Raw genomic sequence first — 25,687 nt, forward strand, 5'->3', positions numbered from 1 at the left:
CGACATTCATCACCGGGCAGACCTGCCTGCGAACGGGACTGTGCAAGGTCGGTGCACCGGGTGTTGCGGTCGGCTTGCAGGCGGGTGACATCACCATAGCCCAGGCTTTGAAGCCGCTCGGTTACGCGACCGGCCAATTCGGCAAGAATCATCTTGGGGACCGCGACGAATACTTGCCGACCAAGCATGGTTTCGACGAGTTCTTCGGCAATCTCTATCATCTCAATGCCGAGGAGGAGCCCGAGGCTGCCAATTGGCCGGGAAATGACGAGGAATTCCTAAAAGCCTACTCTCCGCGCGGCGTGATCAAGGCATCGGCCGATGGCAAGGTCGAGGACACCGGTCCGCTGACCGTCAAGCGCATGGAGACCATCGACGACGAGACGACGGCGGCCGCCATCGACTTCATCGACCGTCAGGCGAAAGCGAAGAAGCCCTTCTTCACCTGGATGAACACGACCCGCATGCATTTGTTCACCCATGTCCGCCCGGAATACAGGGGCAAGAGCGGGATGACAGGCAACGAGTATGGCGACGGGATGTGGGAGCACGACCAGGACGTCGGCAAACTCCTGACCAAGCTCGACGAGCTCGGCATTGCCGACAACACCATCGTCGTCTATGCGACCGACAACGGCCCGAACCAGTTCTCGTGGCCCGATGCGGCAACGACACCGTTCCGCAGCGAGAAGGATACCAATTGGGAAGGCGCATTCCGCGTTCCGGCAATGGTCCGCTGGCCGGGTCATGTCCAGCCCGGACAGGTGTCCAACGGCATGATCTCCGGCCTTGACTGGTTCCCGACCCTGCTTGCCGCTGCTGGCGATCCCGATGTGAAGAGCCGTCTCCTCAGCGGGTGGAAGCCCGAAGGCAGCGAAACGTCGTTCAAGAACCATCTCGATGGGTTCAACCAGCTCGACTACATCACCGGAAAGGCCGACAAGAGCGCGCGCAACGAGTTCTACTACTTCGATGACGACGGCAATCTTGTTTCCATTCGCTACGACGACTGGAAGGTGGTCTTCCATGAACAGCGCACGCCGGGTGGGTTTGGCGTCTGGCAGGATCCCCTGGTTACCCTTCGTCTTCCCAAGCTCTTCAACCTCCGCATGGATCCCTATGAGCGGGCCGATCTCGTTTCCGACCAGTACAATGACTGGCTGGTGAAAAACGACTTCCTGCTCGTCAAGGGACAGTTGAAGGGGGCCGCTTTCCTCGAGACCTTCGTCAAGTACCCGCCGAGCCAGCGTGTCGCCAGCTTCAACATCGAAGGCGTGCGCGAGCAGGTCGACAAGGCGATCGACGAGTCCTTCAAGGCGCGTGGCATCGAGAAGTAACCCATCGACCTGGAGACGCGCCGTTCAAGCGGCGCGTTTCGCTGCTCCGGTTTTGACAGGGTTTCCCATGACCGCACGCGACGACATCCTGGCTCTCGGCCAGCGGATCGGCCAATCCATCATCGGCCAGGAAGCGATGGTCGAGCGGTTGCTGCTCGGGCTGCTCGCCAACGGCCATCTGCTGGTCGAAGGCCTTCCGGGGCTTGCAAAGACCCGCGCCATCAAGAGCCTGGCGAAGAATCTCAATTCCGAACTCTCCCGCGTCCAGTTCACGCCGGACCTTCTGCCCGCCGACATTACCGGGTCGGAAATCTATTTCAGCGAGGGTGGCAAGGGCGAATTCAAGTTCCAGCAGGGACCGATCTTTGCCAACCTGATCCTGGCCGACGAGATCAACCGCGCGCCCGCCAAGGTGCAGTCGGCCTTGCTCGAGGCGATGGAGGAACGGCAGGTCACCGTCGGTGGCAAAAGCTATCCTTTGCCAGACCTGTTCATGGTCATGGCGACGCAGAACCCCATCGAGCAGGAAGGCACTTATCCGTTGCCGGAAGCCCAGCTCGACCGTTTCCTGATGCACATCGAAGTCGGCTATCCGGATGAGGCGTCTGAGGCTGCGATCATGCGGCTGGTGCGCGGCGAGGAGAATGCCGCCGAGCATGCAAAATCGGCCGCGGTCGAGCGGCTCGATCCAGCAGCAATCTTCGCTGCCCGCAAGGAAATCGGCGCCGTGAACGTGTCCGATCCCGTCGAGAAATACATTGTCGCCCTTGTCTTCGCCACGCGTTATCCGGATCGTTACGACAAGGATCTCGCCAAGCTGCTGCAGGTCGGTGCCAGCCCGCGCGGCGTCATCGGTCTCGACAAGGTCTCGCGCGCCTATGCCTGGCTGAAGGGCCGTGACTATGTCACGCCGGATGACGTCAAGGCGGTCGTCCACGATGTTTTTCGCCACAGGCTCATCCTGTCCTACGAGGCGCATGCCGCGAACACCACGCCGGATAAGGTCATCGATCGCATTGTCGAACTCGTGGCGGTTTCGTGAGGAGAGGGGATGCCCACGACCGAAAGCACGGCAGGCGTCCATATCTCCACCGACCAGCTCGTGGCGCTGGAGGCGCGCGCCCGCGACCTGAGCTTCGTCCAGAAATACCGCAGCCACCAGCAACTCGCGGGACGAATGCAGTCCTCGATGCGCGGCCGGGGCCTGACCTTCGAGGAACTGCGGGACTACCTGCCTGGTGACGACATCCGCTCCATCGACTGGCGCGTGACGGCGCGCACGAACAAGCCTGTCGTGCGCGTCTACAGCGAGGAGAAGGAGCGCCCGGCCCTCATTGTCGTCGACCAGCGGATCAACATGTTCTTCGGCAGTCGGCGCGCGATGAAATCGGTGGCGGCGGCCGAGGCGGCGATGCTTTGCGCCTGGCGTATCCTCGGTTCGGGCGACCGCGTCGGCGGCTTCGTCTTCAATGATGGAAACATCGACGAGGTGCGGCCGCATCGCAGCCGCGAGGCGGTAATCACGCTCGCGGGCAAGATCGCAACGCAGAACGGCAGGCTCGAGGCCGGATTTTCCGGGGAGCCGTCGCCCGGATCGCTTGACACTGTTCTGCAACGTGTGGCCGACATCGCCCATCACGACCATCTCGTCGTGGTGATCACCGACTTTGATGGGCACAGTGCCACGACGCGGGATACGCTGCTGCGACTGTCGGGCCGCAACGACGTCATCTGCATCCTCGTCTACGACCCTTTCCTGCTTGAACTTCCGACCTCAGGCGACATCGTGGTGAGCGGCGGCACCCTGCAGGCGGAATTATCGCTGCGCCGCGCGGATATTCGGCAGGCCATCGATACTTTTGCGCGCGCACGGGGCCGCGAACTTCGCGACTGGCAGAGGGAGCTGGGGCTGCCGATGCTCCCTGTCTCGGCGGCGGAAGAAACCGCGCCACAGCTCCGGCGTCTCCTTGAACAGGCCGCGTGGCGGCAGCGGAGGCGGTGATGGAACCCGACAAGACGACACCGCTTGATCCATTGACCAAGGTCGCGCTTGAATCGTTGAAGGACATTGCGGTTCCGCAGCCCGTGTCATGGATGCCGCAGACCTGGGGCTGGTCGCTGGTTGCGGTCCTTTTCGCGTTCGCCGTTGTTGCAATCCTCCTTCACCGGGTGCGGCTCTATCGCGCCAACGCCTATCGCCGTGAGGCGCTCGGTCTTCTCGACGGGATGGAGGCAAAGCTCCAGAATGCCGCAGAGCGCGATCAGGCCCTGTGTGATCTCGCGGAAGTGCTTAAGCGAACGGCTCTTGCCGGTTGGGGCCGGGCCGATGTCGCCGCGCTGTCAGGTGCAGCATGGGTGGCGTTTCTCGAAGAGCATGGTGATCGACAAAACGGGCATGTGCTCGCCGCGCTGCTCGATGACGGCGAATACCGGAACGGCAGCGGTGCGGCGGCGCCGACGTCGGATGACACCCTGTCGTCGGCCCGCAATTGGATCAGGCGGCATCATGTATCAGCTTGATCTTCCCTGGCTGCTGCTCGTCCTTCCCTTGCCGCTCCTGGTCTGGTGGCTGCTGCCCGCGCATCGGGAGACCTCGGCATCTGTGCGGCTTCCCTTCTTCACGCAGATCGCCAAAGCCGCCGGCATCAATCCGACCCAGGGGTCGGTCATTGCCCGGCGCGGCTGGGTCCAGCTTGCCTGCGAGACGCTGGCATGGTGCCTGATGATTCTGGCGCTGGCCCGCCCGCAATTCGTCGAGCCGCCGATCGAGAAAGTCGAGCCGCAGCGGGACCTGTTGCTGGCGCTCGATCTGTCGCAGTCGATGGATACCAAGGATTTTCGCTCACCCGACGGCAGCACTGAGGCCCGCGTGGATGCGGTGCGCACGGTGGTCGCGGATTTCGTCGCAAAGCGCCCCGGTGATCGCATCGGGTTGATTGCCTTTGGCGACGCGCCCTATCCGCTGGTGCCTTTCACCATGGACCACAAGACCGTCCAGGCGGTGATCGCCGAAACGCTGCCCGGCATGGCGGGGCCGCGGACATCGATCGGCGATGCGATCGGCCTTGCCATCAAGATGTTCGACAAGACCACCGTGCCGGAAAAGGTCCTGATCGTGCTGACCGACGGCAACGACACGGCAAGCCGGATGCCGCCAGTCAAGGCGGCGGAGATCGCCAAGCAGAAAAGCGTCGTCATCCACACGGTCGGTATCGGCGATCCTAAGGCCGCGGGCGAGGACAAGCTCGATATCGCGACATTGCAGAGGATGGCGGCCGACACGGGTGGACGCTACTTCTTCGGCGGAGATCAGGCACAGCTTGCAGCCATCTACGACACCCTCGACAAGATCACGCCGCAGGACCAGAAAAACCTGTCCTGGCGGCCGCGCATCGAGCTGTTCCATTGGCCGCTAGGCGGCTCGATCGCCGTCCTTGCCCTGTTCTACCTTCTGAGCGGGCTGGCGGGTGTTTTCAAGAGGAGGGCACCGGCATGATCGAAGCCTTCCATTTCCTGCGGCCGTGGTGGCTGCTGGCGCTTATCCTTCCGCTCGCCATCGCCTGGCTGTCCTCGCGTGCGAGCGATACGCGCAGCCAGTGGAAGGGCATGATCGAGCCGCACCTTCTCGACAGCCTGATCGTCAATGGTTCTATCGGTTCGCGCATACGCCCCTCTTGGCTGCTGGCCCTGGTGCTGATGCTGGCTATTCTGGCCGTCGCCGGCCCGACCTGGCAGCGGGAGCTGCCACCCTTCGTCGAGGACACCGCTCCGCTCGTCATCGTCGTGGACCTTTCGCCCACCATGGATGCGATTGACGTGACCCCATCGCGGCTGGAGCGCGCCAAGCTGAAGATCCGCGACATCATTGCCGGGCGCGCGGGCGCGCGGACGGCCGTGATCGCCTATGCGGGGTCGGCCCATCAGGTCCTGCCGCTCACCGAAGACCTGTCGCTGATCGAGACCTATACCGATGCGCTGGCAACGCGGATCATGCCGGTCGATGGCAAGGACACGGCCAGGGCTCTCGATCTCGCCACGACCGTGCTCGCCTCGCAGGAGGCATCCGGCACCGTTGTCTTCCTGACCGACGGGGTTGAACAGAAGGCGTTCGACGCGTTCAAAAGCAGCACGAGGAACGGGATCGTCGTGCTCGGTATCGGCACATCCGAAGGCGGGCTGGTGAAGACGCCGGACGGCGGACTTCTGAGCGATGCGGCGGGTGGACGGGTCTTTGCGAAGCTCGATGTGGAGGCACTGAAGACGCTGCATGCGGTGACGGGCGCGGATGTCGCCACAATGACGGATGACGACACCGATGTCCGCTGGGTGTTGCAGAAGATCCGCACCAACTTCGCGCAGAAGCAGGCAGCCGAAGGGGATCGCTGGCGTGACATGGGCTGGTGGATGCTCGTTCCGTTGGTGTTTTTTTTCTTGCTGTCGTTCCGCAAGGGCTGGGTCGTGCGGGTCGGCGCGGTCTTCCTCGCTGCCCGCCTGCTGCTTCCGGCCGAAGCTGAGGCCGCAGATTGGGTGGGCATGTGGCTGACACCGGACCAGCAAGGGCGGCTGGCCTATGAGAAGGGCGACTTCGGCGCGGCGGCAACCCATTTCGCCGACCCGATGTGGCGGGGAACCGCGCTTTACAGGGCGGGCAAGTTTGCCGAGGCGGTCGACGCCTTCGCCACGGTCGATAGTGCGGAAAGCTGGTACGATCAGGGCAACGCCCTGCTGCAGATCGGCAAGCTCGACGAGGCAGTCGTCGCCTATGGGAAGGCGCTCGACAAGAGAAAGGGCTGGCCGGACGCCATCGCAAACCTCGCCATTGCCAAGACACTTATCCAGCAGAAAAAGGACGCTGAAGAAGAGCAGCAGGACCAACCCAACCTGCCACCCGACAGCGTACAGTTCGACGACAAGGGCAAGCAGGGCAAGGCTGGTCAGATGACCATCGCCGAGCAGACGTCGGACCTGTGGATGAAGAACATCGTCGTCAGCCCGGCGGATCTGATGGCACGCAAGTTCGCGATCGAAGCGCAGAGGGCAAAACCATGACGCTGCTGCGCTTCGCCGTCGCACTCTGGTTGGTGTTGGGGTCGGCCGGCTTCGCCGCAGAGCCGTTCGCCCGTGTGAAGATCGAAGACACCGGCAGGATCGTCCCCGGCCAGCAGGTTCGGGTCGATGTCGAGGTATTCGTGCCCGACTTCTTCACATCGCCGCCGCAGTTTCCGCTCTTCGATCTGCCTAATGCGCTCGTCACCCTGCCGGATGGTCGCGCGCTGAACATGGTCGAGACGATCGATGGGGTCCAATATGCCGGCATCCGGCGGACCTACGCCGTGGTTCCGACGGCGCCGGGCACCTTCACCTTGCCGCCGGCGGTCATCACGCTCGGCTATTCGCAGAATGGAAAACCGGTTCCGGGCCAGACGACACTGCCGGAAACGCGTTTCACCGTGGCCGAACCCTCGGGCGGCACCGCGACTGCCCTGACCTTTGCGGCCCGCGGTCTAACGATAACGCAGTCCTTCGACCGCGATCCCTCCACCCTGAAGGTGGGCGACGCGCTGGTCAGGACGATCACGGTGTTCGCCAAAGATACGCAGGCGATGCTGATACCAGCGGTCCCGGTCGTGACGGTTGCAGGCATGAAGCAGTATCCGAAATCCGCCAGCATAGCGGACGGGGTGCAGGCTGAGGACCGGACGACAGGCAGCACGCGGACGGAGACGACCACCTTCGTTGCCGAGATTGCGGGCGCAATCGAGATTCCGGCGGTGTCCTATCCGTGGTTCGATATCGATGCGCAAGCCAAGGCGATAGCGGCCCTTCCGGGCACGCCGGTCAAGGTGAGCAAGGCCACCCCGGCGAGGACAGGCCTTGCGCCGCAGCTCGAGCAGACGGACCCCGGGAGCGACCGGACATGGCCATCGAAGGCGACATTGGCCGCCGCTGCCGCGCTACTCGTTGTTCTTGCGGCCATATGCTGGCTCTTTGTGAAAACGCTCCCGTGGATGAAACGAAGACTGCGTGCCTTCGCAGATGGCGCGTGGGTTTCCGAGCGGCGAAGTTTCAAACGCCTGATGGCAGCGATCCGCGTGAGCGATCCGATGACGGTCTATCGACACCTCGAGGACTGGACGCGCAGCGCAGGATATGGATCGATCGGCGATTGGGTGAACGCGTCCGGGAACGGCGATGTCGTCAGGGAGGCGGAGAAGCTCCAGCGAGAGCTTTTTGGCCCTGATCGCGACCGTCCTGGCTTCAACAGGGCGGCATTGTCCAAGTCCGTCCGCGCTGCCCGAAAGCACAGTGAAAATCGAGAGGGTATTGCCCGGCCGTCCGCGCTGCCGAAGCTGAACCCCGATAGCGCGGCCATCGGGTGAGCCCGATTTACGGCATTGTTACATCGTCCGGTTGCTTTTTACCGTAACGTACTTCCGTCGCGCGCCCGTCTCCGCAATGTTCCGGTATCTAAAGACGGAGACGGCAATGACATTGGCTTTCCCGACGACAGGCGCGCAGCCGGCCGTAACCGAAGACCTCGTCTGGATCCCCGGCCGCACCTTCGTGATGGGGTCCGACAGCCACTATCCGGAGGAAGCCCCGGCACATCCGGTAAAGGTGGACGGCTTCTGGATCGAACAGACCCCGGTGACGAACAGGAAGTTCGCAGACTTCGTCAAGGCGACTGGATATGTCACGCTGGCCGAGAAGGCGCCCGATCCCAAGGATTATCCTGGTGCACTCCCGAAGATGCTGAAGGCGGGCTCCCTGGTTTTCACGCCGCCAAAGGCGGTGAGCGGGCCGGACATCAGCCAGTGGTGGAATTTCAAGTTCGGCGCGAACTGGCGGCGGCCCTATGGCGGTCTCAGCGATCTTCGGGGCAAGCTCGACCATCCCGTCGTCCATGTCGCCCACTGCGACGCCCTTGCCTATGCCGAATGGGCGGGCCTCGACCTGCCAACCGAGGCCGAATGGGAGCTCGCCGCGCGCGGCGGTCTCGACGGCGTCGAATACGCCTGGGGTGACGAGCTGACGCCCGGCGGCACAATAATGGCCAACACCTGGGCGGGCACCTTTCCGACGCTCAGCACAAAGGCTGCGGGCAAGGACCGCACGACGCCCGTCCGCTCCTTTCCTGCAAACGGCTACGGCCTATACGACATGATCGGCAACGTGTGGGAGTGGACGACGGACTATTGGTCGACCCGGCATCCGGAGCCTGCAGCCAAGTCCTGCTGCATTCCACAGAACCCGCGAGGTGCTGCCATCGACGGCAGCTTCGACCCTCGCCAGCCCGAAATCCGGATTCCGCGCCGTGTCCTCAAGGGCGGCTCGCATCTTTGCGCACCGAACTATTGCCGTCGCTATCGTCCCGCGGCCCGCCATGCGGAGCCGGAAGACACATCCACGAGTCATGTCGGCTTCCGTTGCATCAGGCGGACCAGCCTCTGATGGGAGAATTTTGATGAAGATCATCCTTCGCGCCTTGCTCATCCTGCTCCTGACACCTCTGGCCGCCATGGCGGAAGACCTGCCATCCTGGAACGAGGGCAAATCCAGGCAGGCGATCGTCGATTTCGTCACGACGGTGACGACGGAGGGTAGCGACGGCTTCGTCGCGCCCGAAGACCGCATCGCCGTGTTCGACAATGACGGCACGCTGTGGTCCGAGCAGCCGTTCTATTTCCAGCTCGGCTTCATGCTCGACCGGGTGAAAGCGCTGGCACCACAGCATCCGGAATGGTCCGAAAAGGAACCGTTCAAGTCCATCCTTGCGGGTGACCTGAAGGGGATCGCGAAAAGCGGCGAGAAGGGCATCGTGGAGCTTGGCATGGCGACGCATGCCGGAATGACCACCGATGCGTTCACGAAGATCGTGACGGACTGGTACGCGACGGCCCGCCACCCGAAGTTCCACAAGCCCTACGACGAGGTCACGTTCCTTCCGATGCGCGAATTGCTGGATTACCTACGCGCCAACGGCTTCAAGACCTATATCGTCTCGGGCGGCGGCGTGGAATTCATGCGGCCGATCACCGAGAAGGCTTACGGCATTCCGCCCGAGCAGGTCATCGGCAGCACGATCGTGACGCAATATGCGCTGGTCGACGACGTGCCCGTGTTGAACAGGCTGCCGAAGATCGACTTCATCGATGACGGCGCGGGCAAACCGGCCGGCATCAACAAGTTCATCGGCCGCCGGCCGATCTTCGTCGCTGGAAATTCCGACGGGGATTACGAGATGCTTCGCTGGGTCACCAGTGGTCCGCAGAAGGGTTTCGGTATGATCGTCCATCACACGGATGCGGTGCGCGAGTTCGCCTATGACCGGGAATCTGCCTTCGGGAAACTGGACAAGGCGTTGGATGAGGCCGAAGCCCGCAAGTGGCTCCTGGTGGACATGAAGGCGGACTGGAAGAAGATCTACGCTTTCGAATAGCCGGTGGCCAACAGCCTTCGGCATTCCGTGCAATGCGGGTGTTCAATAAAGACGCCTGCATTGCACGATTTACGGCATGCCGCTGGAGGGCGGAACGGTCTTACTCGGCTGCCACATTCGTCGGCTGTGTGATCGCCAAAGGCATCGCAATCGTCAGGAACACTGAATCGCCCTCTGCCCGGTTCGTGGCATCGAATTCGTGAAAGTACTTGATACGGGCGGAAATCGGCACTTCGCCAACCTTGAAGTTCCATCCGATCGTTGCGCCGATCGCTGCGACCTCTCCCTTGAACGGCCGCGCGGCGCCATCGCCGCTGTCTCCGGTCGTCTGGTTGTAGTAGTAGCCAACCAGACCCGCATCGAATTGCTCGTTGAAGTGCTGGACGGCCGCCCATTCGAAATGGAACTCGTTGCCGGTCCTGTAGTCGGTCGCCGGGTTTTCCGCATTGAACGTCATGCCGACGACGCCCGACAGGTCGAGGCCGATGTTCGGGTCGAGCCACGTCGCGGCCGCGAATATGTCGGCGCCCCAGTGATGGAAGGCGATGTTGGAGATTTCGCCTTCCTGATAGTCGCCGATCGGGACGTTCACCAGGGTGCCGACCTGGTAGTGAAAATTGCCGGCTTCCCAGCCGACGAAGGCGCTGACGATCGGATCTCCGATCGTGAACACCGTATCGGTCACCGACCCGGTCGTAATGCCGCCGAGCGGTCCGGTTCGTGTCGCCTCCGCAGAGGTCTTCTTCCAGCCGAACGGCAGACTGGCCGAGAGGCCCAGATGGCCGCCGATCACCTCTTCCGGCAGAACCCAGATGACCGTCGGAACTTCAATGATCGCGCTGCCGTCGACGCCGACGGCGATCTTGCCGCCCGTCGGAAGCTCCGTGCCACCGCCCAGGTCGCCGGAATAGATGTAGATGTCATTCTGGAAGAACACGCCCGGCGGCGGCAGGATGGCGGCGGCAGGTCCCTTCGAACCGAGCAGATAGAAGCCTGCACCGCCTTCGGCGGCATGTACGGGAGCCGCAAGACACAAGGTCGTTCCCGCCAGAACCAGTCCCACGGTCGTCTTCATATGCCGTCCCATCATGCTCTCCTGTCTATTCCGATAAGGCTAACTCTTCCTGCTACCGACGTCTGAAGCGGGCACCGCCTCCGCCATGAAAGCCCCCCGCACGGTGGCCACTGAACTCACGGGCCTGGAAGTTGCTTCCACCACCGCGGAACTGCCGTTCGCTGATGCCGCCACCGCGGAACTGGCCGATGTCCTGCCGTCCGAAGTCGTGGCGAAGTTCCCGCTGGTTGCCGACCTGGCGACCCGCCCTGTCGATGGCAAGATGCTCGGGCGCCCTTTCGCGAACCTTGCCTGTATGACGGACGGGCTTTTCGGTGCGGATCCGCTCGGCGGCATCGGGATGTTTTGCCTGGAAGTTCTGGGTGTGGTTCTTCAGGTTTTCGGTGTTCGGACGATTGACGTCCTGCCAGCCATCCGACGTGTGCTTCTGCCAGCCGCCGTCGTCCTTGCGGTAGACATTGCCGTCGCGACCCGCATAGACATCGGTGCCCTTGCCACCGGCGACGAAGCCGTGGTTGCCGTCAGACGTGCGCCAATGCATGCCCGCCGCATTGTCTGTCGCGCCACCGGAAATACGGGCGAAATCGGAGCCGTGTTTCACGCCTGCGGTGCCCCAGTCTCCGTAGACATTGTGGCCGCCACGGGCGAAGGCGGCATTGCCCGTGCGGGGATTGTAGGCCGACACGAAACCGCGCGCGCCGTTTGGTCCCGCAATCGCGCCACCGCGGACATAGGTCCCGGTGCGGGGATTATAGGCCGCGCCCCCGGCTATGCCGCGATAGGGTCCGTAGGCATAGCCATAGCGGCCGAACGTCCCATAGGCCGGATTGTAGAAGGCGCCGACGCCGTAGGTCAGCGGCCGCGGATAATAGGGCCAGTAGCCGCCGCCAGCCCAGCCGAAGTCCCAATAGGCCGGATACGCCCAACCTGTTCCGTAGACGAAGGTGTCCCATGCCAGATAGGCGCCGAGATAGCCCATCGTGTAGCCGAACCAGACCGCATCCGGCTCCGTGTTGTAGACGCGCACATAGGTGACATTGTAGATCGGCGACGATGGCGGGATCTTGTAGATCTCATCCGGCACGGCCGTGGCGACCTTCCACGGTCCGGTCGGCGCGGGTCCGGTGAACCAGACGCCATCCTTCAGGACGAAATAGGCATCGCCGACCTTGATCACCTGCTCGTTGGAGTTCACCGCATAGGCAAGGCTCGTGCCGTCGATCGGTTCGAATTTCGGATCGCCGCTATAGGACACCTCGACATTGACCGAGCCGTCGGTCGCGACGCGGGCCATCTGCGGGATGCTGGCTTTCAGGCGGGCTTCAGCGCTTTCGGACGTGCCGGGCACGGATGCGCGCACCTGATAATAGGCAGAGTCGTCCGGAATGTTCAGGAAGTCGGCGGGGAGATTCGGCGTCGCGAATGTCCACGGACCCTCAAGGCTCGCCGCGGAGAACCAGCGCCCCGACACAAGCACGTACCAGGTCTTCTGGTCCTTGTGGAAGAAGACGTCGCTTGTGGTGTTCGACGCCCATTCCAACCCGGTTCCGGGGACGGCTTCAAGTTTTGGTTGGCCGTCGAACAGAAGCATTTCGGCTGGCGCATCCGAATAGAACACCTTCGGCACCTTGCCGTCCTCGAAAGCCGACGCGGGCACGGCTGTCTTCGTGTCCTTCCAGCTGTCGTCCGCGGGCAGCTTCATCAGGACATCCGGAAGCTGTGCAACCGCGGTCCACGCGCCGTCGAGTGTCTTCGATGTCAGCCAGCTCTTCTCGTCGCGCAGGAAATAGGCGCCATCGGGATCGGCCGTCTTGAAGAGATCCCAGTTCGTGTTGACGACGAACTGGAGGCCTTCGACGCCCTTGACCGGCGAGAGCACTTCTTTGCCGTCCGTCTGCACGAGGATGGCGGGCTCGGTGCTGACGACGATCTTCGGTGGGTCGGACTTGATGCCGTTCACGTCTTCGAGACGCTTGTAGTCGGCAAGGCTCGCGGTCAGCCGCTCCTGCGACACGGTGATGGATCCGGTCGGCATGATCTTTCCGACCTCGATCGCCAGATCAGTGAGTTCCTTGCGGTCAAGCGTCGAGAAATCCACCTGCGTGGCGGTGATGTCGGTAATCACCACCTCGTCGGTCGTGTCGTCTGCGACGGTTTTTCCGCTGATGCCGATGACGCCGTAGATCGGCTTGGCATCGGCCGTCGCCTTGAATTCAGTGGCGACCAGCGCGTCGAGCTGCGTGAAGCCCGGCCAATCGGTGATCTGCGGCTGGAAGAGCGTGAGTGTCGCGCCTTTGTCAGTGGTGAAGCTGCGCGGCCAGTTGGGTTTATGTGGATCGGCCTGTTCGATATATTTGCCGTTGATGAAGCCTTCGCGGCCATCCAGTTTCACGGCGCACCACGCACCGCTCGCGTCGCACTCGCTGACATCGACCGTCACCCCCTCACCAACACTGCCCGCAATGGGATAGCTGGTGCCCGGTCCGGTGCGCAGGTTGACCTTGGTGGTTGTGATCGCAGGCGCAGCCAAGGCCGCCGTCGCCACCATGGATACCGTCATCAGAAGTGCTGCGAGCCGTCTCATCGCGGCCTCCTTCCACGTGTCGTTTACATCAGGCACGAGAGTGGCAGACACGGGCCGTGCAACAAGTACGTTACGGTAAATGTCGCATTTGTACGCGCAACCTTCTCATCAGAACGCCCGCGCGGAGCGCTGCGTCTCCATGTTCGCGCCCGCCTTCACCAAGCCCGCCTTGATGGATTGCGCCAAGGCCGGAACGAAGCGCCGGGCGGACATGAGTTCGGAATAGGTCTGCTCGAAATCAGGATCGTGGAGCCGGATATCGGCCAGTCGCTGCGTTGCCTGTTCGGAGCCGATTTCGCCCAGCGACGCGGCCCTCAGCAGCCGGACGACGGCGTCGCCGCCATTGAGTTGTTCGGCAAGCAGCGAAGCAGACGACCAGTCGGCCCGGCGATAGGCATCGAGGGCGAGAACCATGGTCGCGTCACGCGGGACGACATCGACGGAACGGCCCGCATCCTGGGCGAGTGACACGCCCGCATCCCAGTATCCGGACGAGAACAGCACCATGCCGAGTTTGGCGGTGACATCGGGATTGTTGGGATTGAGGGCCATCGCCTTCTTGCCCGTCTCGATCGCCGACGGCGTGCGGCCGCTGTAGAACTGCGCCATCATCTGCGCGATCTGCGCGCGGTCGGAAAGCGGTGCCAGGGAGACCGCCAAGTTGGCAAGATCGAGAGACCGTTCCATCGCCTCTTTGGAAGGATGCCCTCCGGCCTGCGCGATGATCACGCGTGACAAAGCCGCCGCGGCGTCGCTGTCCCATGCGTGTTTCGCCACGGTTCGTTCGAGGCAGCCGGCCGCTTCTGTGAGGTCGTTGGCGCCTCCGTCATCAAGGTCGTACTCGGCGCGCAGGACGCAGGCATTTCCAACAACGTTTTCCGCAGCGTCGTGCCGCTCGATGTTGTTGATGACGCCGCGCGTGGGAGCGAAGCGCCTTGAGAGCACGCTCACCAGTTCGTCCCGCACCGCGACTGCGGCCTTGCCGTCAGCACTGACGCGTTCCAGGCCGGATTTCAGCAGGTCGCCCGTGCGCGCATCGACGATCTGCCACCAGACGCTCCGGTCGTCGGTATCTCCGTAGTACTTAAGGTCAATGGTGTAGGCGTTCGAACGGCGTGGACGCAGCGAGGTTGCGAACGACCCGGTTGCCGGCGCAGTGTTCGTGACGGTCAAGGTGCTGAATTGTGTGAGGGCCGTCAGCAGCATGTCGCGCGTGAGGCTTGCCTCTCCTGCCAGGGCCTCGTCGGGCGCCGTCATCGTCACGGCCACCGTCGGCTTTTCCGTGATGTCGGGCTGCATGCCGTACCATGTTCCCGCAGCGATGATAACGGAAGCCGCCAATGCAAGGCAGGCTGCCGGCCGCCAGTGTTTTCTGATGTCTCGAGGTTTTTCCTTGACGGGGGCAGGGGATGAATGTCCGTCAATGGCAGTGGCCACTGCCCGGGGTGCATCCGTTGCCTCATCCTCGGGAGCTTCCGCCGGTGCGGTGTTTGCGTAGGTGAACTCGGCGACGTAGTGACCTTTGGGTAACGTGATGACGACAGCGCTCTCCGAGCCGAAAGCTTCATAATACTGCGACAATGCCGAGCGCAGCCTGCTCATCTCGATACGCACGATGGGGTCGGTCGTCGGGTCGAAGTCGCACCTGCGGCCGAGGACATCGAGCGCGATGGAGTAGGCCTTGACGCTGTCGGCCTGCCCCTCGAAACGCCGTTCTGCAAGATATTTCAAGATGCTGCGGGTGCGGTCGGTGCCGTGGAACCTGCTGTCGTCGAGAAGCCTGCAGAGTTCGGCACGCGCGTGGACGTCGGAAACGGCGACGACCACGCCAAGGCTGTGTTCAGTGTTCATCGTCGCTCCCCCGCTACGCTTTACCTGAAACTAAACCAGGGGTTTTATCGCGCAGGTGATGATGAGTTGCAACCGAAGTTGTGCCATGAAGCGCGACAAAACTAAGCGAGCGTAAAGCCTCCGCGGGGCAAGTGGCCTATTCCGGCACGGTTGGGCGGTGCTTCAGACAGTATTCGATGACTTCGGTCTCGATTTCGGAACAGATGGTTTCGTACTCAAGGGCGAGCAGGTGGTCTTGTTCTCCCGGCGCCGTCCTGAGGCGCTGAAGGGTCACGCTCGCGTCTTCGTAGGCCTCGAAGAGATTGATGATGGAATCACGCCTGGCAGCAAGGATCTGAAGGCGCCCACGCAGCGCGGGCAGCTTCAGCATGAGCCTCCAAAGGCCACGCTCAGCGGAACCGTGCGGTAGTCCTTCGCTTGTGTTTCCCTTGCCCATCAGCCCGTCTAGCCTCGGTCGAGTCCGACCGGCGCATACTATCCACGCCATGGAGGCGGATAAGTACGTTACGGTAAAAGCGGCCGGATTTACGAGGCGTTGATGTGTTTGTTCGCGCCATCTGATGGCATCGGGTTTTCGGTGTGGACAAGCTTTTTGGCAGCTGAGGCCCGCGTTGACGAAAGATGACTTTTTTACAGCCCCTGTTACCGTAACGTACTCCCGTCTTGGACGGATCCATGGTCTGAGTCGCTTGTCTTTGCTGGAGATTAGCGATGAAGCGTTTCGAGCTTGCCTTGGCCGTTGCCGTCACACTCGCCCTTGTCGGGACAGCCGCCATCGCGCAGGAACACGAAGACATCAATTCGGCGAACAATCCGCTCACGCCGAAGATCACGATCAATTTCCATGATTATTTCATACCGAGCTTCATCGACCTTCCGGAAGACAAACATGCGAACCAGTTCCTGCTGCGCGGTCTGATACCCTCTGACGCGTTCGGGCTGCCGCAGCTTGTACGATTCACACTACCTATAGCGACGTCACCGGATGGGACCGACGGTTACGTGACGGGTGTCGGCGACCTCACGCTCATCGACCTGTTCGTCCTGCCGAAGGTGGGGGATGTGACCCTGGCGGCCGGGCCGGTTCTGGTTATCCCGACGGCCATCGAAGACGAACTCGGCAGCGGCAAGTGGCAGGCAGGCGCGGCGGGTGTCGTTGTTGCCCCGCAGAGCTGGGGCCTGCTCGCAGGGCTCGTCACCTATCAGACCTCGTTCGCCGGGAGCGATCTGCGCGATGATGTCAACCTCCTGACGGTACAGCCGATCGTCAACATAAACCTTGACGAGGGATTCTATCTCAGATCCTCGGCAACCTGGAACTTCAACATGGAAAGTGGTGCCAGCTACATCCCGGTCGGCCTGGGCGTGGGCAAGGTCTTCAAGCTTGAGAAGGGCATCACCATGAACGCCTTCATCGAACCGCAATACACGGTCTGGCACGATGGACCAGGTGCCCCGCGCTGGCAGATCTTCGCCGGGGTGAATTTCCAGTTTCCGATCGGAAACTGATGAGCATGCGGGCATTCCTGGCGCGCTTGCGGATAGTGTCCCCGCTTTCCGGAGCAGCCTTCACTCTAAACAGCATCTCGCTTGCACAGAGTGCAGTGACTAAGACAGCGATGAAAACGAAGGACGTTGCCGACACAGCCGGTTCGGAGGCGTGGGATGGAACCCGGTTCAATCGATAACCGCAGGCTGGAGATCATGCATGGCGGGCCGTTCTTCGAGGTGCAGCGGCGCATCGGCCTGCTCGCTACCGATGATTTCAGAACACCCGTCCGCGCGCTGGCCATCATTTCGGTGACGTTCCTGCTCCCGGTCCTCGTGGCTGCATTGTCTCGTGATGGCAATCTGGGGGCCTTCCTTTCCGATCCGGGCGTCTGGGCGAAATTCCTTGTGGCGCCACTCTTCTTCACCCTGGCCGAACCAGGGATAGAGAATTCCGTCGACCGATGCATCGGCACGCTTTCGGGAGTTCCGCTTGTCGCCACCGACAAAATGTCCCTCCTCGACGCTGGCCTGCAATCAGCCTTGCGCCGCCGCGATTCGGGCGTAGCCGAACTGTGCTGTGTTCTCCTTGCCGCCGCCGTGACTGTGGTCAATTTCTGGGCGCTATCGACATCGTCATCGGCAGTGCACTGGGCATCGGATGGCGGGTCGCTTACGCCGGCCGGCGGTCTGTGCCTGGTGGTTGGCAACACGGTGTTCTGGTTCATGTTTTTTCGGCTGGTCTGGCGGCACCTCGTCTGGACGTCGCTCTCCAGCGCCATCTCGAAGTCGGATCTTCGCCTCGTCGTCTCCCATCCGGATGGGCATGCGGGCCTCTCGTTCATGGCGCGCTATCCAGGCGGCTACACGTTTTTCAGCCTGGGGGTCGGCTCCGTGGTTGCCGCCGGACTGGCCCGGCAGCTTCACAGTGGCGCGTTGACGCTGACAGCATTCACCGCGGTCTGCACCCTCTGGCTCGTCGTCGTCGCGGTATTCTTCATGTCGCCGCTTGTGGGACCGATGGTGCAGATCATCCGGCTTAAATCGGAGACAGTCGCACTGACTTTGGGGCCGATGCAGGAATTCGAGCGGGCTGCGGAAAGGAAAGCGCTCGGCCGCAACACGTTCGCCGATGAAGCCGTGCCTGAAACCAGCCCTGTGGACGCACGGTCGGTCTACCAGGCCGCATTAAAGTGCTCGACGGTGTTGTTGAACAAAGGCAACGTCGTGCCGATACTGGCGGGGGCGCTGCTGCCGATGGCTGCCGTGGGGCTGACGGTTTTCCCCTACGAGGAACTCGGCCCCGTGCTGAAGCGGCTTCTTCTGCTTTGAGGAACGGCCTGATTCATCATCGACCCTGAGTCGTCAGGGCCGGTGCGTTGCGGGAGGTGTTCTTCACGGCAGCGCCCACACGCTGCCCACGTCTTCGAACCGAACTCCAGCGTCGCGTCGCTTGGCAGTTGAACGGGGAGCTAGGCAAGGCCCTCGGCCGCGGCATAGGCGGAGAGGACGTCCTTGATGTTGCGATCCTCTTCCTTGGGGAGCAGGGCGCGGGTCGTGATCGAATCGAGGTGGTGGGCCATGAGCTTTACCGCTTTGTCGGTCTTGCCTGCGATCAGGTCGTCGAGGATTTCCTGGTGCTCGGACACTGCGCATTCGGAAGAGTGGGGGCGGCCGTAGAGGGCGAGGATCAGGGAGCTGCGGGCGACGAGTTCGTTCACATAGCGAATGAGGCTGGCATTGTTCGTCATATGGGCGAGCAATGTATGGAATTCGCCGGCCAGGCGGATGGAGGTTGCATGCTCCTGCTTGGACGCCTCTTCGGCGGCGATATGGGCGGAAAGCACCTCGATCTGCTCGCGCGTCAGCTTGCCGGAGAGCGTTTCCACGACGAGGCGCTCCAGCGCCATGCGCGTCAGGAACAGGTTGCGGCCTTCTTCCAGCGTCGGCCGGGCAACCGTCGCGCCCTTGTTCGGGCGCAGATCGACCAATCCTTCTTCGCTCAGGCGCACCAAGGCCTCGCGCACGAGCGTCCGGCTGACGCCGAGACGTTCCCCGATCGAATCCTCCGGCAGCTTCGCGCCGGGAGAAAGAGCCTGGTCGAGAATGGCCCGTTTCAAAGCGCGATGAACGGCCTGCGAGCGGCCGCGGCCAGAATCTCCGACTTTGTTTGCCATTGGGCGAGTCTCCAGAATGATGAATGAGCCGGGAAAATTGCACACAAAGGCCGAACCTGTCCACCGGTTCGGCGTTGCTGCGCTCGCCATTCGGGAGCCGCGGCGTCTCTCTTTGGGCTGTCGCGCAATATTTCCGCTCGCCGAACGGGCTGGCTCTTTACCGGTTGGAAAATGCATGCATACATAGTATAAATATGTATACAAAAATTGAGTTCTAAAACTGACAGCATTGCATGCCAAAAGCGATGCCCTTCAGGACCCAACAAGCGAAAGCTGGAGAATGATGTCGATGGACAGCCGGACGACCCAAACCGACACGAGCGACAGGACTGCCTTCGACTTCACGACGCTGTCGGCGCGTGAGCGCTACAAGCTGATGATCGGCACGATCATTCCGCGGCCGATCGCGCTGGTGACCACGGTCGACGAGCACGGCGGCTTCAATGCAGCTCCGTTCAGCTTCTTCAACTGCCTGTCTGCCGATCCGCCGATCCTTGCCATCGGCGTCGAGAACAATGCCGACATGTCCTTCAAGGATACCGGCCACAACATCCGCATGACGGAGGTGTTTACCGTCAACATCGTCTCCCATGCCATTGCCGAGGCCATGCATATCTGCGGCACGAAATATCCGCGGGGTGTCGATGAATTGAAAGAGGCCGGGCTCACGGCCATGCCCGGCACGAAGATCGCCGCGCCCTGGATCAAGGAAGCGCCGGCCGCCTTCGAATGCCGGCGGCATATTACCCTGGAACTGGGCAAGTCCCGCCAGATCATCATGGGCGAGATCATCTTTGCGCATTATCAGGAAGGCGCGGTGGATTCGGCCCTGCATGTCGATCCGAACGTCATCGATGCCATTGCACGTCTTGGCGGCGATACCTGCTCGACAATCCGGGATCGCTTCGAGATGTTGACACCCAAACTGGTCTGAACGGGTTCGCGAAGACTGGCAGATTTGACTGAGGAACAGACGCATGACGACACTTCCACCCTCCGGGCGCTTCGACGGCCCGGTTCTCCTGACCGCCCGCTGGGTCATCGGTCACCGTGATGGCCACCACGTGATCTTCGACGACGGCGTCGTGGTTTTCGAAGGGGACAAGGTCGTCTTTGTCGGACACGATTATCCCGGCGAGGTCGCTGAGCGCATCGACTACGGCAATGCGATTATCTCGCCCGGCTTCGTCGATCTCGACTCGCTTTCGGATATCGACACGACCGTGCTCGCCTTCGACAACCAGCCCTCCTGGAAGAAGGGCCGGGTCTGGCCGAAGAGCTACATGGATCGCGGCCCCTATGAGATGTACACGCAGGAGGAGCTGGCGTTCCAGAAGCGCTATGCCTTCGCCCAGCTCATCCGCAACGGTGTGACGACCTCGCTGCCGATCGCCTCGCTGTTTTATCGTGAATGGGGCGAAACGGTTGCCGAGTTTTCCGCCGCCGCCGATGCCGCACACGATCTCGGCCTGCGCGTCTATCTCGGCCCGGCCTATCGCGCCGGCAACAGCTATGTCGACGAGAACGGCCGTATCGCTTTCCATTTCGACGAGGAGCGCGGGCTTCGCAACTTTGCGGAGTCGCTGGCTTTCGCAGAGCGGATCGAGGGCCTCGGCTCGTCGACGGTGCGTGCCATGCTGGCGCCTGACCGCATCGAGACCGGCACGCCGGAACTCATGCGCCGGACGGTGGCTGCCGGCCGTGACCTCGATATTCCGATCCGCCTGCATTGCTGCCAGTCGGAGCTGGAGTTCGACCGCATCACCAGCGCCTATGGCATGACGCCGCTCGAATGGCTGGACTCCATCGGCGCGCTCTCCGACCGCATGCTGCTGCCGCATGGCGAACTCGTCGCCGGCACGCGCAATGTGGATCGCGCCGGCCGCGATCTCGATATCCTGCGCGAAGCGGGTGCGACACTCGTGCATTGCCCGATCGTATCGGCCCGTCATGCCGGCTTCATGGACAGTTTCAGCAAGTTCCGTGCGATGGGCGTGCGCATTGGCCTCGGCACGGACACCTGGCCATGTGACTTCATCCAGAACATGCAGGTCGGTGTCCTGCTTTCGCGCGTCATGGACGGTTCGATCGACAGCGTGCGCTCGGAACACTATTTCGACGCCGGCACGCTCGGCGGGGCCGATGCGTTGAAGCGGCCGGATCTCGGCCGCCTTGAGCCCGGCGCAAAAGCCGACATCATCGTCATCGACATGGGCCACGACCGCATCGGCCATGTCATCGATCCGATCCAGACGCTGATGCTGAGCAGCTCGGGCCGTGATGTGCGCACCACCATCATCGACGGTCGCTTCGTCATGGTCGATGGCATAATCCCGGGTTTCGACGCGAAAGCCGAGCAGGAGCGGGCGCAGCGCCAGTTCGACGGCCTCGTCGCGCGTTATCCGGAGCGCACCCACGGCCATCCGCCGGTCGAGGAGATTTTCTCATCGAGCTATCCGCGCTATCGCCGCGGCGCCTGAGCCCCGCCTTAAAAAACATAAGGCCGCCGCGGAAGAGCAACCGCGGCGGCCTTTTTGGTTTTTGGACTGTCTCAGCGCACCGGCGGTGCGTACATCAGGCCGCCGTCGCTCCACAGCCGGTTGAGGCCGCGGTCGATCTTCAGCGGGCTGTCCTTGCCAAGATGGCGCTCGAAGACTTCGCCATAGTTGCCGACGGCGGAAACCGCGTTATAGGCCCATTTCGGATCGAGGTTCATCGCCTTGCCGGCTTCGCTATCGATGCCGAGGAAACGCTTCTGCGCGGTGGTGCCACTTTCGAGAAGTGAGGCGGCGTTTTCCTTGGTGATGCCCATTTCCTCCGCCTCGATCAGCGCGAAAAGCGTCCAGCGCACGACCTTGAACCATTGCTCGTCGCCCTGGCGCACGGCCGGGCCGAGCGGCTCCTTGGAAATTACCTCGGGCAGCACGATGAAGCGGTCCGGATCGTTCAGCGTCAGGCGCTGGGCATAGAGCGCCGAAGCGTCGGTGGAATAGACGTCGCAGCGCCCGGTGTTGAAAGCCTGGATCGTCTGGTCCGGCTTTTCGAAGGCGATGACCTGGTATTCGATCTTGTTGGCGCTGAAATAGTCGGCCATGTTCTGCTCGGTCGTCGTGCCGGTTTCCGTGCAGACGGAAGCGCCGGAAATGTCCTTGACGCTGGTGACGCCGACATCCTTGCTGACCATAAAGGCCTGGCCGTCATAATAGTTGACGCCAACGAAGCTCATGCCGAGATCGGTGTCGCGTGACAGCGTCCAGGTGGTCTGGCGCGACAGGAGATCGACTTCGCCGGATTGCAGCGCCGTGAAGCGGTCCTTGGTGGAGAGCGGCACATAGGCCACCTTATCCGGGTTGCCGATCACGGCTGCGGCAACTGCCCGGCAGAAATCGACGTCGAAACCGCCCCAGACGCCGTTCTTGTCGGGCACGGAAAAACCGAGCACGCCCTGGCTCACGCCGCAGCGGACTTCGCCGCGCTCCTTGATGACGTCGAGCGTGCCGGCATTGGCTGCTGTACCAGCCGCGAGCGTGGCCGCGGCCATGGCGAGAATTGCGATCTTCATGGGGTTCTCCTCCTTGTTGATATTGGGCATGCGTTGTCCCGGCCGGGGGAGCGTGGCCCTCCCGGCTGATCAGTTTGAATGTCGGTGTCTTCCGCCTAGCCGAGCGTTCTTGCGACGTCGGCGAAGGTGTCTTCGAGCACGGCGATCAGATGATCGGCGTCTCGTTTTGAAAAGATCATCGGCGGGCGCATCTTCAGCACGTTGTCAAGCGGCCCCTCGGTGCCCATCAGCACGCCACGACGGCGCGCACCGTTGGAGACGGCACGGGCGAAGTCGGTCGCGGGCGCTTTGGTCTTGCGGTCGGTCACCAGCTCGATGCCGAGGAACAGGCCGAGGCCGCGTACGTCGCCGATAACCTCATGGCGCGTCTGCATGTCGCGGAAGGCGTCCATCAGGTGGTTGCCGATCGCCAGCGCATTGCCGCGCAGGTCCTGGCTTTCGATGACGTCGAGCACCGCAAGACCGACGGCGCAGGAAACAGGATTGCCGCCGAACGTGTTGAAATATTCCATGCCGTTGTTGAAGCTGTCGGTCACCTCGCGGGTCGTCACGACGGCCGCCAGCGGATGGCCATCACCGATCGGCTTGCCCATGGTGACGATGTCCGGCACGACGCCCTGCGTCTCGAAGGCCCACCAATGGCTGCCGACGCGGCCGAAGCCGACCTGCACTTCATCGGCGATGCACACGCCGCCCGCTTCGCGCACCAGCCGGTAGACCTCCTTGAGATAGCCTTCCGGCAGAAAGACCTGTCCGGCGACGCTCGGGATGGATTCCGCGATGAAGAAGCCCGGCCCTTCGCCCTTCGCCTGCATGATGGCGATCTGCTCGGCGACGCTTTCGGCAAAGCGCTTGCCGTGCTCCTCGATCGGCCAGTCCGCCGGCGCGTGGTAGCTATCGGGAACCGCCGCGATGTGGACGTGCGGCTTCGGACCCTTGCCGCCCTTGCGGCGGAACTTGTAGGGGCTAATGTCGATCAGCTCCTGCGTCGTGCCGTGATAGGACCAGTCGAGCGTGATGGCGTTTTCACGGCCGGTATGCGCCCGCATCATGCGCAGGGCCAGGCTGTTGGCCTCCGAGCCGCTGTTGACGAAGCCGGCGACCGTCAACTCCTTCGGCAGTGTCGCCGTCAGGCGCTCGGCATAGGCGACAATGTTGTCGTGCAGGTAGCGGGTGTTGGTGTTGAGCGTGGCGGCCTGCTTCGTCATCGCCTCCACGACGGCCGGGTGGGCGTGGCCGATGTGGCAGACATTGTTGAAGCAGTCGAGATAGGCCCGGCCACCGTCGTCGATCAGCCAGACGCCGTCGCCGCGCACGAACTTGATCGGCTTGTCGTAGGAGATGGAGAGGTTCGGCAGCAGCAGTTCGCGCCGCATCTTCACGATCTCCTCGTGCGAGCGGCCGCTCCGTTCGTAGAACTCCGCGGCAATGCCGGCAAAGGTTCGCGCATCGGGGAAGAGTTCGGCCCAGACGTCGAGATATCGCGGCTCGCCGACGCCGAGGATTTCGGTGGCGGAGAGGTTGGTATCGGTCGAGAGCTGGAGATGCAGATGCGGCGCCCAGCCGCCGTTTTCCGCCGGCGCGCCCATTTCGCCGACGAGGGCGCCGGCGTCCAGCCGGTCGCCGGCCTTCAGGCGGCCCATCGCCTCATGGGCAAGGTGGCCCCAGAGCGTCACGAAGGGCGGGCAGCCTTCCGGCTCATGCCGCAGGGCAATCAGGCAGCCGTAGCCGAGCGGATCCGGCTCGACCTCGACGCTGACGACGGTTGCGGGCAGCGGCGTGAACACCTTGGTCCCGGCCGCCATGAAGAGGTCGAAGCCGAGATGGTGGGTGCGGCGCGCGCTCTCGATGAAGCGCGAGACGAACATCTCGCCGGCATAGACGGTGCGCGCCTCACCAAAGGGGCCGATACCGAGTTCGACACCAGTCTCCGCGCAATAGGTCTCCCAGATCGCCTGCGCCTCATCCGGCTGCTCCGCAGCCGACTTGACGGTCATCGGATGGGTAGGGTCGCCATAGGGCACAAGCGCTGCCGGATAGGTCGCGGCCGGCCGCTCCAGGAGGGGGGCAAGCGATTTGCGGTTTCTGGCGATCCAGTCCGTGACGGCGCGGGCGCCGGGTGCCGCCTCGAAGCCGCAGGCCTTGCGCAGGATGGCGGTGGCAAAACGCGGATTCATCCGGTCGAGCTTGCGCAGCAGCGTCCAGGCCGGCCGCTCGCTGATCGCGAGATAGGGGTTGTCTTCCGTATGGCTGCGGCGCGAGGCGGAGATCGTCACCGAGGTGACGAGACGCAGGGCGATGAGGTCGTAGAGGAGATCGATTTCCTCCTCCAGCAGCGGATATTCGGCATGGAAGCCGCGGGCGATGGCGGCCGCGGCACCGATCGGATCGGCATGGTCGAGGCCGGCATAGGCGCTCGCGATGGCAACTTCGGCGATCAGCGGCGCATGCAGCGCATCACCGAAATCGATGAGGCCGGAGATGCGGTCCTGATCGGCAGGATCGACCAGCACGTTCCAGTCGTTCGCATCGTTGTGAATGACCGCGGCGCGCAAGGTCGCAAGGCGCGGCGCAACCTTGGCAAAACGCGCAAGAAAGCGTTGGAGCAGCGCGCGGTCTTCCGCCGCCGAGACATGGTGCAGCCGCTCGGCCGAACGGCCGGCCTTGCGGATATCCCAGTCGAGATCGCGAAGCGCGCCGGGATGCATAAAACCCTTCAGCGCGGCATCGAAACGGCCGAGCATGCGGCCCAGGGATTCGAGTGCGGCATCGCTGCGGTCGGTCTCGGCCAGCGGCTGGCCATCGACCCAGCTGACCAGCCGGATGCGGTGGCTGACGCCGTTCACGCTGGTGATACGGGCAAGGCTGGCACCCGTCACGGTCGGCCGGATATGCGGTACCGGCAGATCGCCGGCATGCGCATCGACATGGGCAAGCAGGGCCGTCTGGAAATCGCTCTCCACCGCGGGCTCGGCGGCGTTGACGATCTTCAGGATGAAGGTGCCAGCGGGCGTTTCCACCTTGAAATTCTGGTCGCGCTCGCTGGCAAGCGGCGAGAGCGTGCCGCTGAGCCCATAGTGCTCGGCGAGCAGCGCGGCTGCGGCTTCAAGGGAAACGTCCGGTGTCGTCTTCAGCATGTCGTTCATGGCAGTCCTCTTCGTCACGCAAAGAGT

20 protein-coding genes (1 of these 20 running past the window's edge) are annotated in these 25,687 nt (G+C 62.8%); 13 read left to right on the plus strand and 7 right to left on the minus strand.

Annotated elements, in window-relative coordinates; genetic code table 11:
* The 9 genes from ACT6VE_RS10890 to ACT6VE_RS10930 form a co-directional block, all read left to right on the plus strand.
* On the plus strand, window positions 1-1,337 hold the 3' portion of the coding sequence (locus tag ACT6VE_RS10890) for an arylsulfatase (protein ID WP_444798632.1). 280 nt of this gene lie to the left of the window's left edge; 1,337 of the gene's 1,617 nt are visible here — the last part of the coding sequence; its start codon lies off the left edge, out of view; its stop codon occupies window positions 1,335-1,337.
* Between the two features lie 67 nt (window positions 1,338-1,404).
* Window positions 1,405-2,379, plus strand: a complete 975-nt coding sequence (locus ACT6VE_RS10895) for an AAA family ATPase (protein WP_444798633.1) — start codon at window positions 1,405-1,407, stop codon at window positions 2,377-2,379.
* Window positions 2,380-2,388: 9 nt separating this feature from the next.
* Window positions 2,389-3,339 carry a DUF58 domain-containing protein gene (locus tag ACT6VE_RS10900; protein ID WP_444798634.1) on the plus strand — a complete coding sequence of 317 codons (951 nt, stop codon included), beginning with the start codon at window positions 2,389-2,391 and terminating at the stop codon, window positions 3,337-3,339.
* On the plus strand, window positions 3,339-3,857 hold the full coding sequence (locus ACT6VE_RS10905; RefSeq protein ID WP_444798635.1) for a DUF4381 domain-containing protein: 519 nt from the start codon (window positions 3,339-3,341) through the stop codon (window positions 3,855-3,857). The genes ACT6VE_RS10900 and ACT6VE_RS10905 overlap by 1 nt, the downstream gene beginning before the upstream one ends.
* Window positions 3,844-4,833 carry a vWA domain-containing protein gene (locus ACT6VE_RS10910; RefSeq protein WP_444798636.1) on the plus strand — a complete coding sequence of 330 codons (990 nt, stop codon included), beginning with the start codon at window positions 3,844-3,846 and terminating at the stop codon, window positions 4,831-4,833. Before ACT6VE_RS10905 ends, ACT6VE_RS10910 begins: the two co-directional genes overlap by 14 nt.
* The gene (locus ACT6VE_RS10915) at window positions 4,830-6,386 is read left to right on the plus strand and encodes a VWA domain-containing protein (RefSeq protein ID WP_444798637.1); all 1,557 of its coding nucleotides are present in this window, start codon (window positions 4,830-4,832) and stop codon (window positions 6,384-6,386) included. The genes ACT6VE_RS10910 and ACT6VE_RS10915 overlap by 4 nt, the downstream gene beginning before the upstream one ends.
* On the plus strand, window positions 6,383-7,717 hold the full coding sequence (locus tag ACT6VE_RS10920; RefSeq protein ID WP_444798638.1) for a BatD family protein: 1,335 nt from the start codon (window positions 6,383-6,385) through the stop codon (window positions 7,715-7,717). The genes ACT6VE_RS10915 and ACT6VE_RS10920 overlap by 4 nt, the downstream gene beginning before the upstream one ends.
* A gap of 106 nt (window positions 7,718-7,823) precedes the next feature.
* Window positions 7,824-8,789, plus strand: a complete 966-nt coding sequence (locus ACT6VE_RS10925) for a formylglycine-generating enzyme family protein (protein ID WP_444798639.1) — start codon at window positions 7,824-7,826, stop codon at window positions 8,787-8,789.
* 13 nt (window positions 8,790-8,802) lie between these two features.
* Window positions 8,803-9,777 carry an HAD family hydrolase gene (locus ACT6VE_RS10930; RefSeq protein ID WP_444798640.1) on the plus strand — a complete coding sequence of 325 codons (975 nt, stop codon included), beginning with the start codon at window positions 8,803-8,805 and terminating at the stop codon, window positions 9,775-9,777.
* Window positions 9,778-9,877: 100 nt separating this feature from the next.
* Here the strand turns inward: ACT6VE_RS10930 and ACT6VE_RS10935 are convergent, their stop codons facing one another.
* The 4 genes from ACT6VE_RS10935 to ACT6VE_RS10950 form a co-directional block, all read right to left on the minus strand.
* Window positions 9,878-10,852 carry a SphA family protein gene (locus ACT6VE_RS10935; RefSeq protein ID WP_444798985.1) on the minus strand — a complete coding sequence of 325 codons (975 nt, stop codon included), beginning with the start codon at window positions 10,850-10,852 and terminating at the stop codon, window positions 9,878-9,880.
* A gap of 52 nt (window positions 10,853-10,904) precedes the next feature.
* Complete coding sequence (locus ACT6VE_RS10940) at window positions 10,905-13,436, minus strand: SH3 domain-containing protein (RefSeq protein WP_444798641.1); 2,532 nt, start codon at window positions 13,434-13,436, stop codon at window positions 10,905-10,907.
* Between the two features lie 108 nt (window positions 13,437-13,544).
* A complete protein-coding gene (locus ACT6VE_RS10945; RefSeq protein ID WP_444798642.1) occupies window positions 13,545-15,287 on the minus strand; it encodes a tetratricopeptide repeat protein in 1,743 nt (580 codons plus the stop codon).
* Window positions 15,288-15,423: 136 nt separating this feature from the next.
* Complete coding sequence (locus ACT6VE_RS10950) at window positions 15,424-15,657, minus strand: hypothetical protein (protein ID WP_444798643.1); 234 nt, start codon at window positions 15,655-15,657, stop codon at window positions 15,424-15,426.
* Window positions 15,658-15,998: 341 nt separating this feature from the next.
* On the opposite strand from ACT6VE_RS10950, the gene ACT6VE_RS10955 reads away from it, so the two are divergent.
* Together ACT6VE_RS10955 and ACT6VE_RS10960 are read left to right on the plus strand one after the other, a co-directional pair.
* The gene (locus ACT6VE_RS10955; RefSeq protein ID WP_444798644.1) at window positions 15,999-16,796 is read left to right on the plus strand and encodes a hypothetical protein; all 798 of its coding nucleotides are present in this window, start codon (window positions 15,999-16,001) and stop codon (window positions 16,794-16,796) included.
* Between the two features lie 156 nt (window positions 16,797-16,952).
* The gene (locus ACT6VE_RS10960) at window positions 16,953-18,107 is read left to right on the plus strand and encodes a hypothetical protein (protein ID WP_444798645.1); all 1,155 of its coding nucleotides are present in this window, start codon (window positions 16,953-16,955) and stop codon (window positions 18,105-18,107) included.
* A 140-nt stretch (window positions 18,108-18,247) separates the two neighbouring features.
* Here ACT6VE_RS10960 and ACT6VE_RS10965 read toward each other — a convergent pair whose 3' ends face one another.
* Window positions 18,248-18,952 (minus strand): GntR family transcriptional regulator, encoded by a 705-nt coding sequence (locus tag ACT6VE_RS10965; protein WP_444798646.1) that lies wholly within the window; start codon window positions 18,950-18,952, stop codon window positions 18,248-18,250.
* Window positions 18,953-19,241: 289 nt separating this feature from the next.
* On the opposite strand from ACT6VE_RS10965, the gene ACT6VE_RS10970 reads away from it, so the two are divergent.
* Complete coding sequence (locus ACT6VE_RS10970; protein WP_444798647.1) at window positions 19,242-19,886, plus strand: flavin reductase family protein; 645 nt, start codon at window positions 19,242-19,244, stop codon at window positions 19,884-19,886.
* Window positions 19,887-19,929: 43 nt separating this feature from the next.
* Window positions 19,930-21,432 (plus strand): amidohydrolase family protein, encoded by a 1,503-nt coding sequence (locus ACT6VE_RS10975; protein WP_444798648.1) that lies wholly within the window; start codon window positions 19,930-19,932, stop codon window positions 21,430-21,432.
* Between the two features lie 71 nt (window positions 21,433-21,503).
* Here ACT6VE_RS10975 and ACT6VE_RS10980 read toward each other — a convergent pair whose 3' ends face one another.
* Window positions 21,504-22,514: an amino acid ABC transporter substrate-binding protein gene (locus ACT6VE_RS10980; RefSeq protein ID WP_444798649.1), complete on the minus strand. Its 1,011-nt coding sequence runs from the start codon at window positions 22,512-22,514 to the stop codon at window positions 21,504-21,506.
* Between the two features lie 95 nt (window positions 22,515-22,609).
* The gene (locus ACT6VE_RS10985) at window positions 22,610-25,660 is read right to left on the minus strand and encodes an aminotransferase class III-fold pyridoxal phosphate-dependent enzyme (protein WP_444798650.1); all 3,051 of its coding nucleotides are present in this window, start codon (window positions 25,658-25,660) and stop codon (window positions 22,610-22,612) included.
* Window positions 25,661-25,687: the final 27 nt, after the last annotated feature.

It is taken from the genome of Shinella sp. (assembly GCF_052438155.1).
Classification (GTDB): Bacteria; Pseudomonadota; Alphaproteobacteria; order Rhizobiales; family Rhizobiaceae; genus Shinella.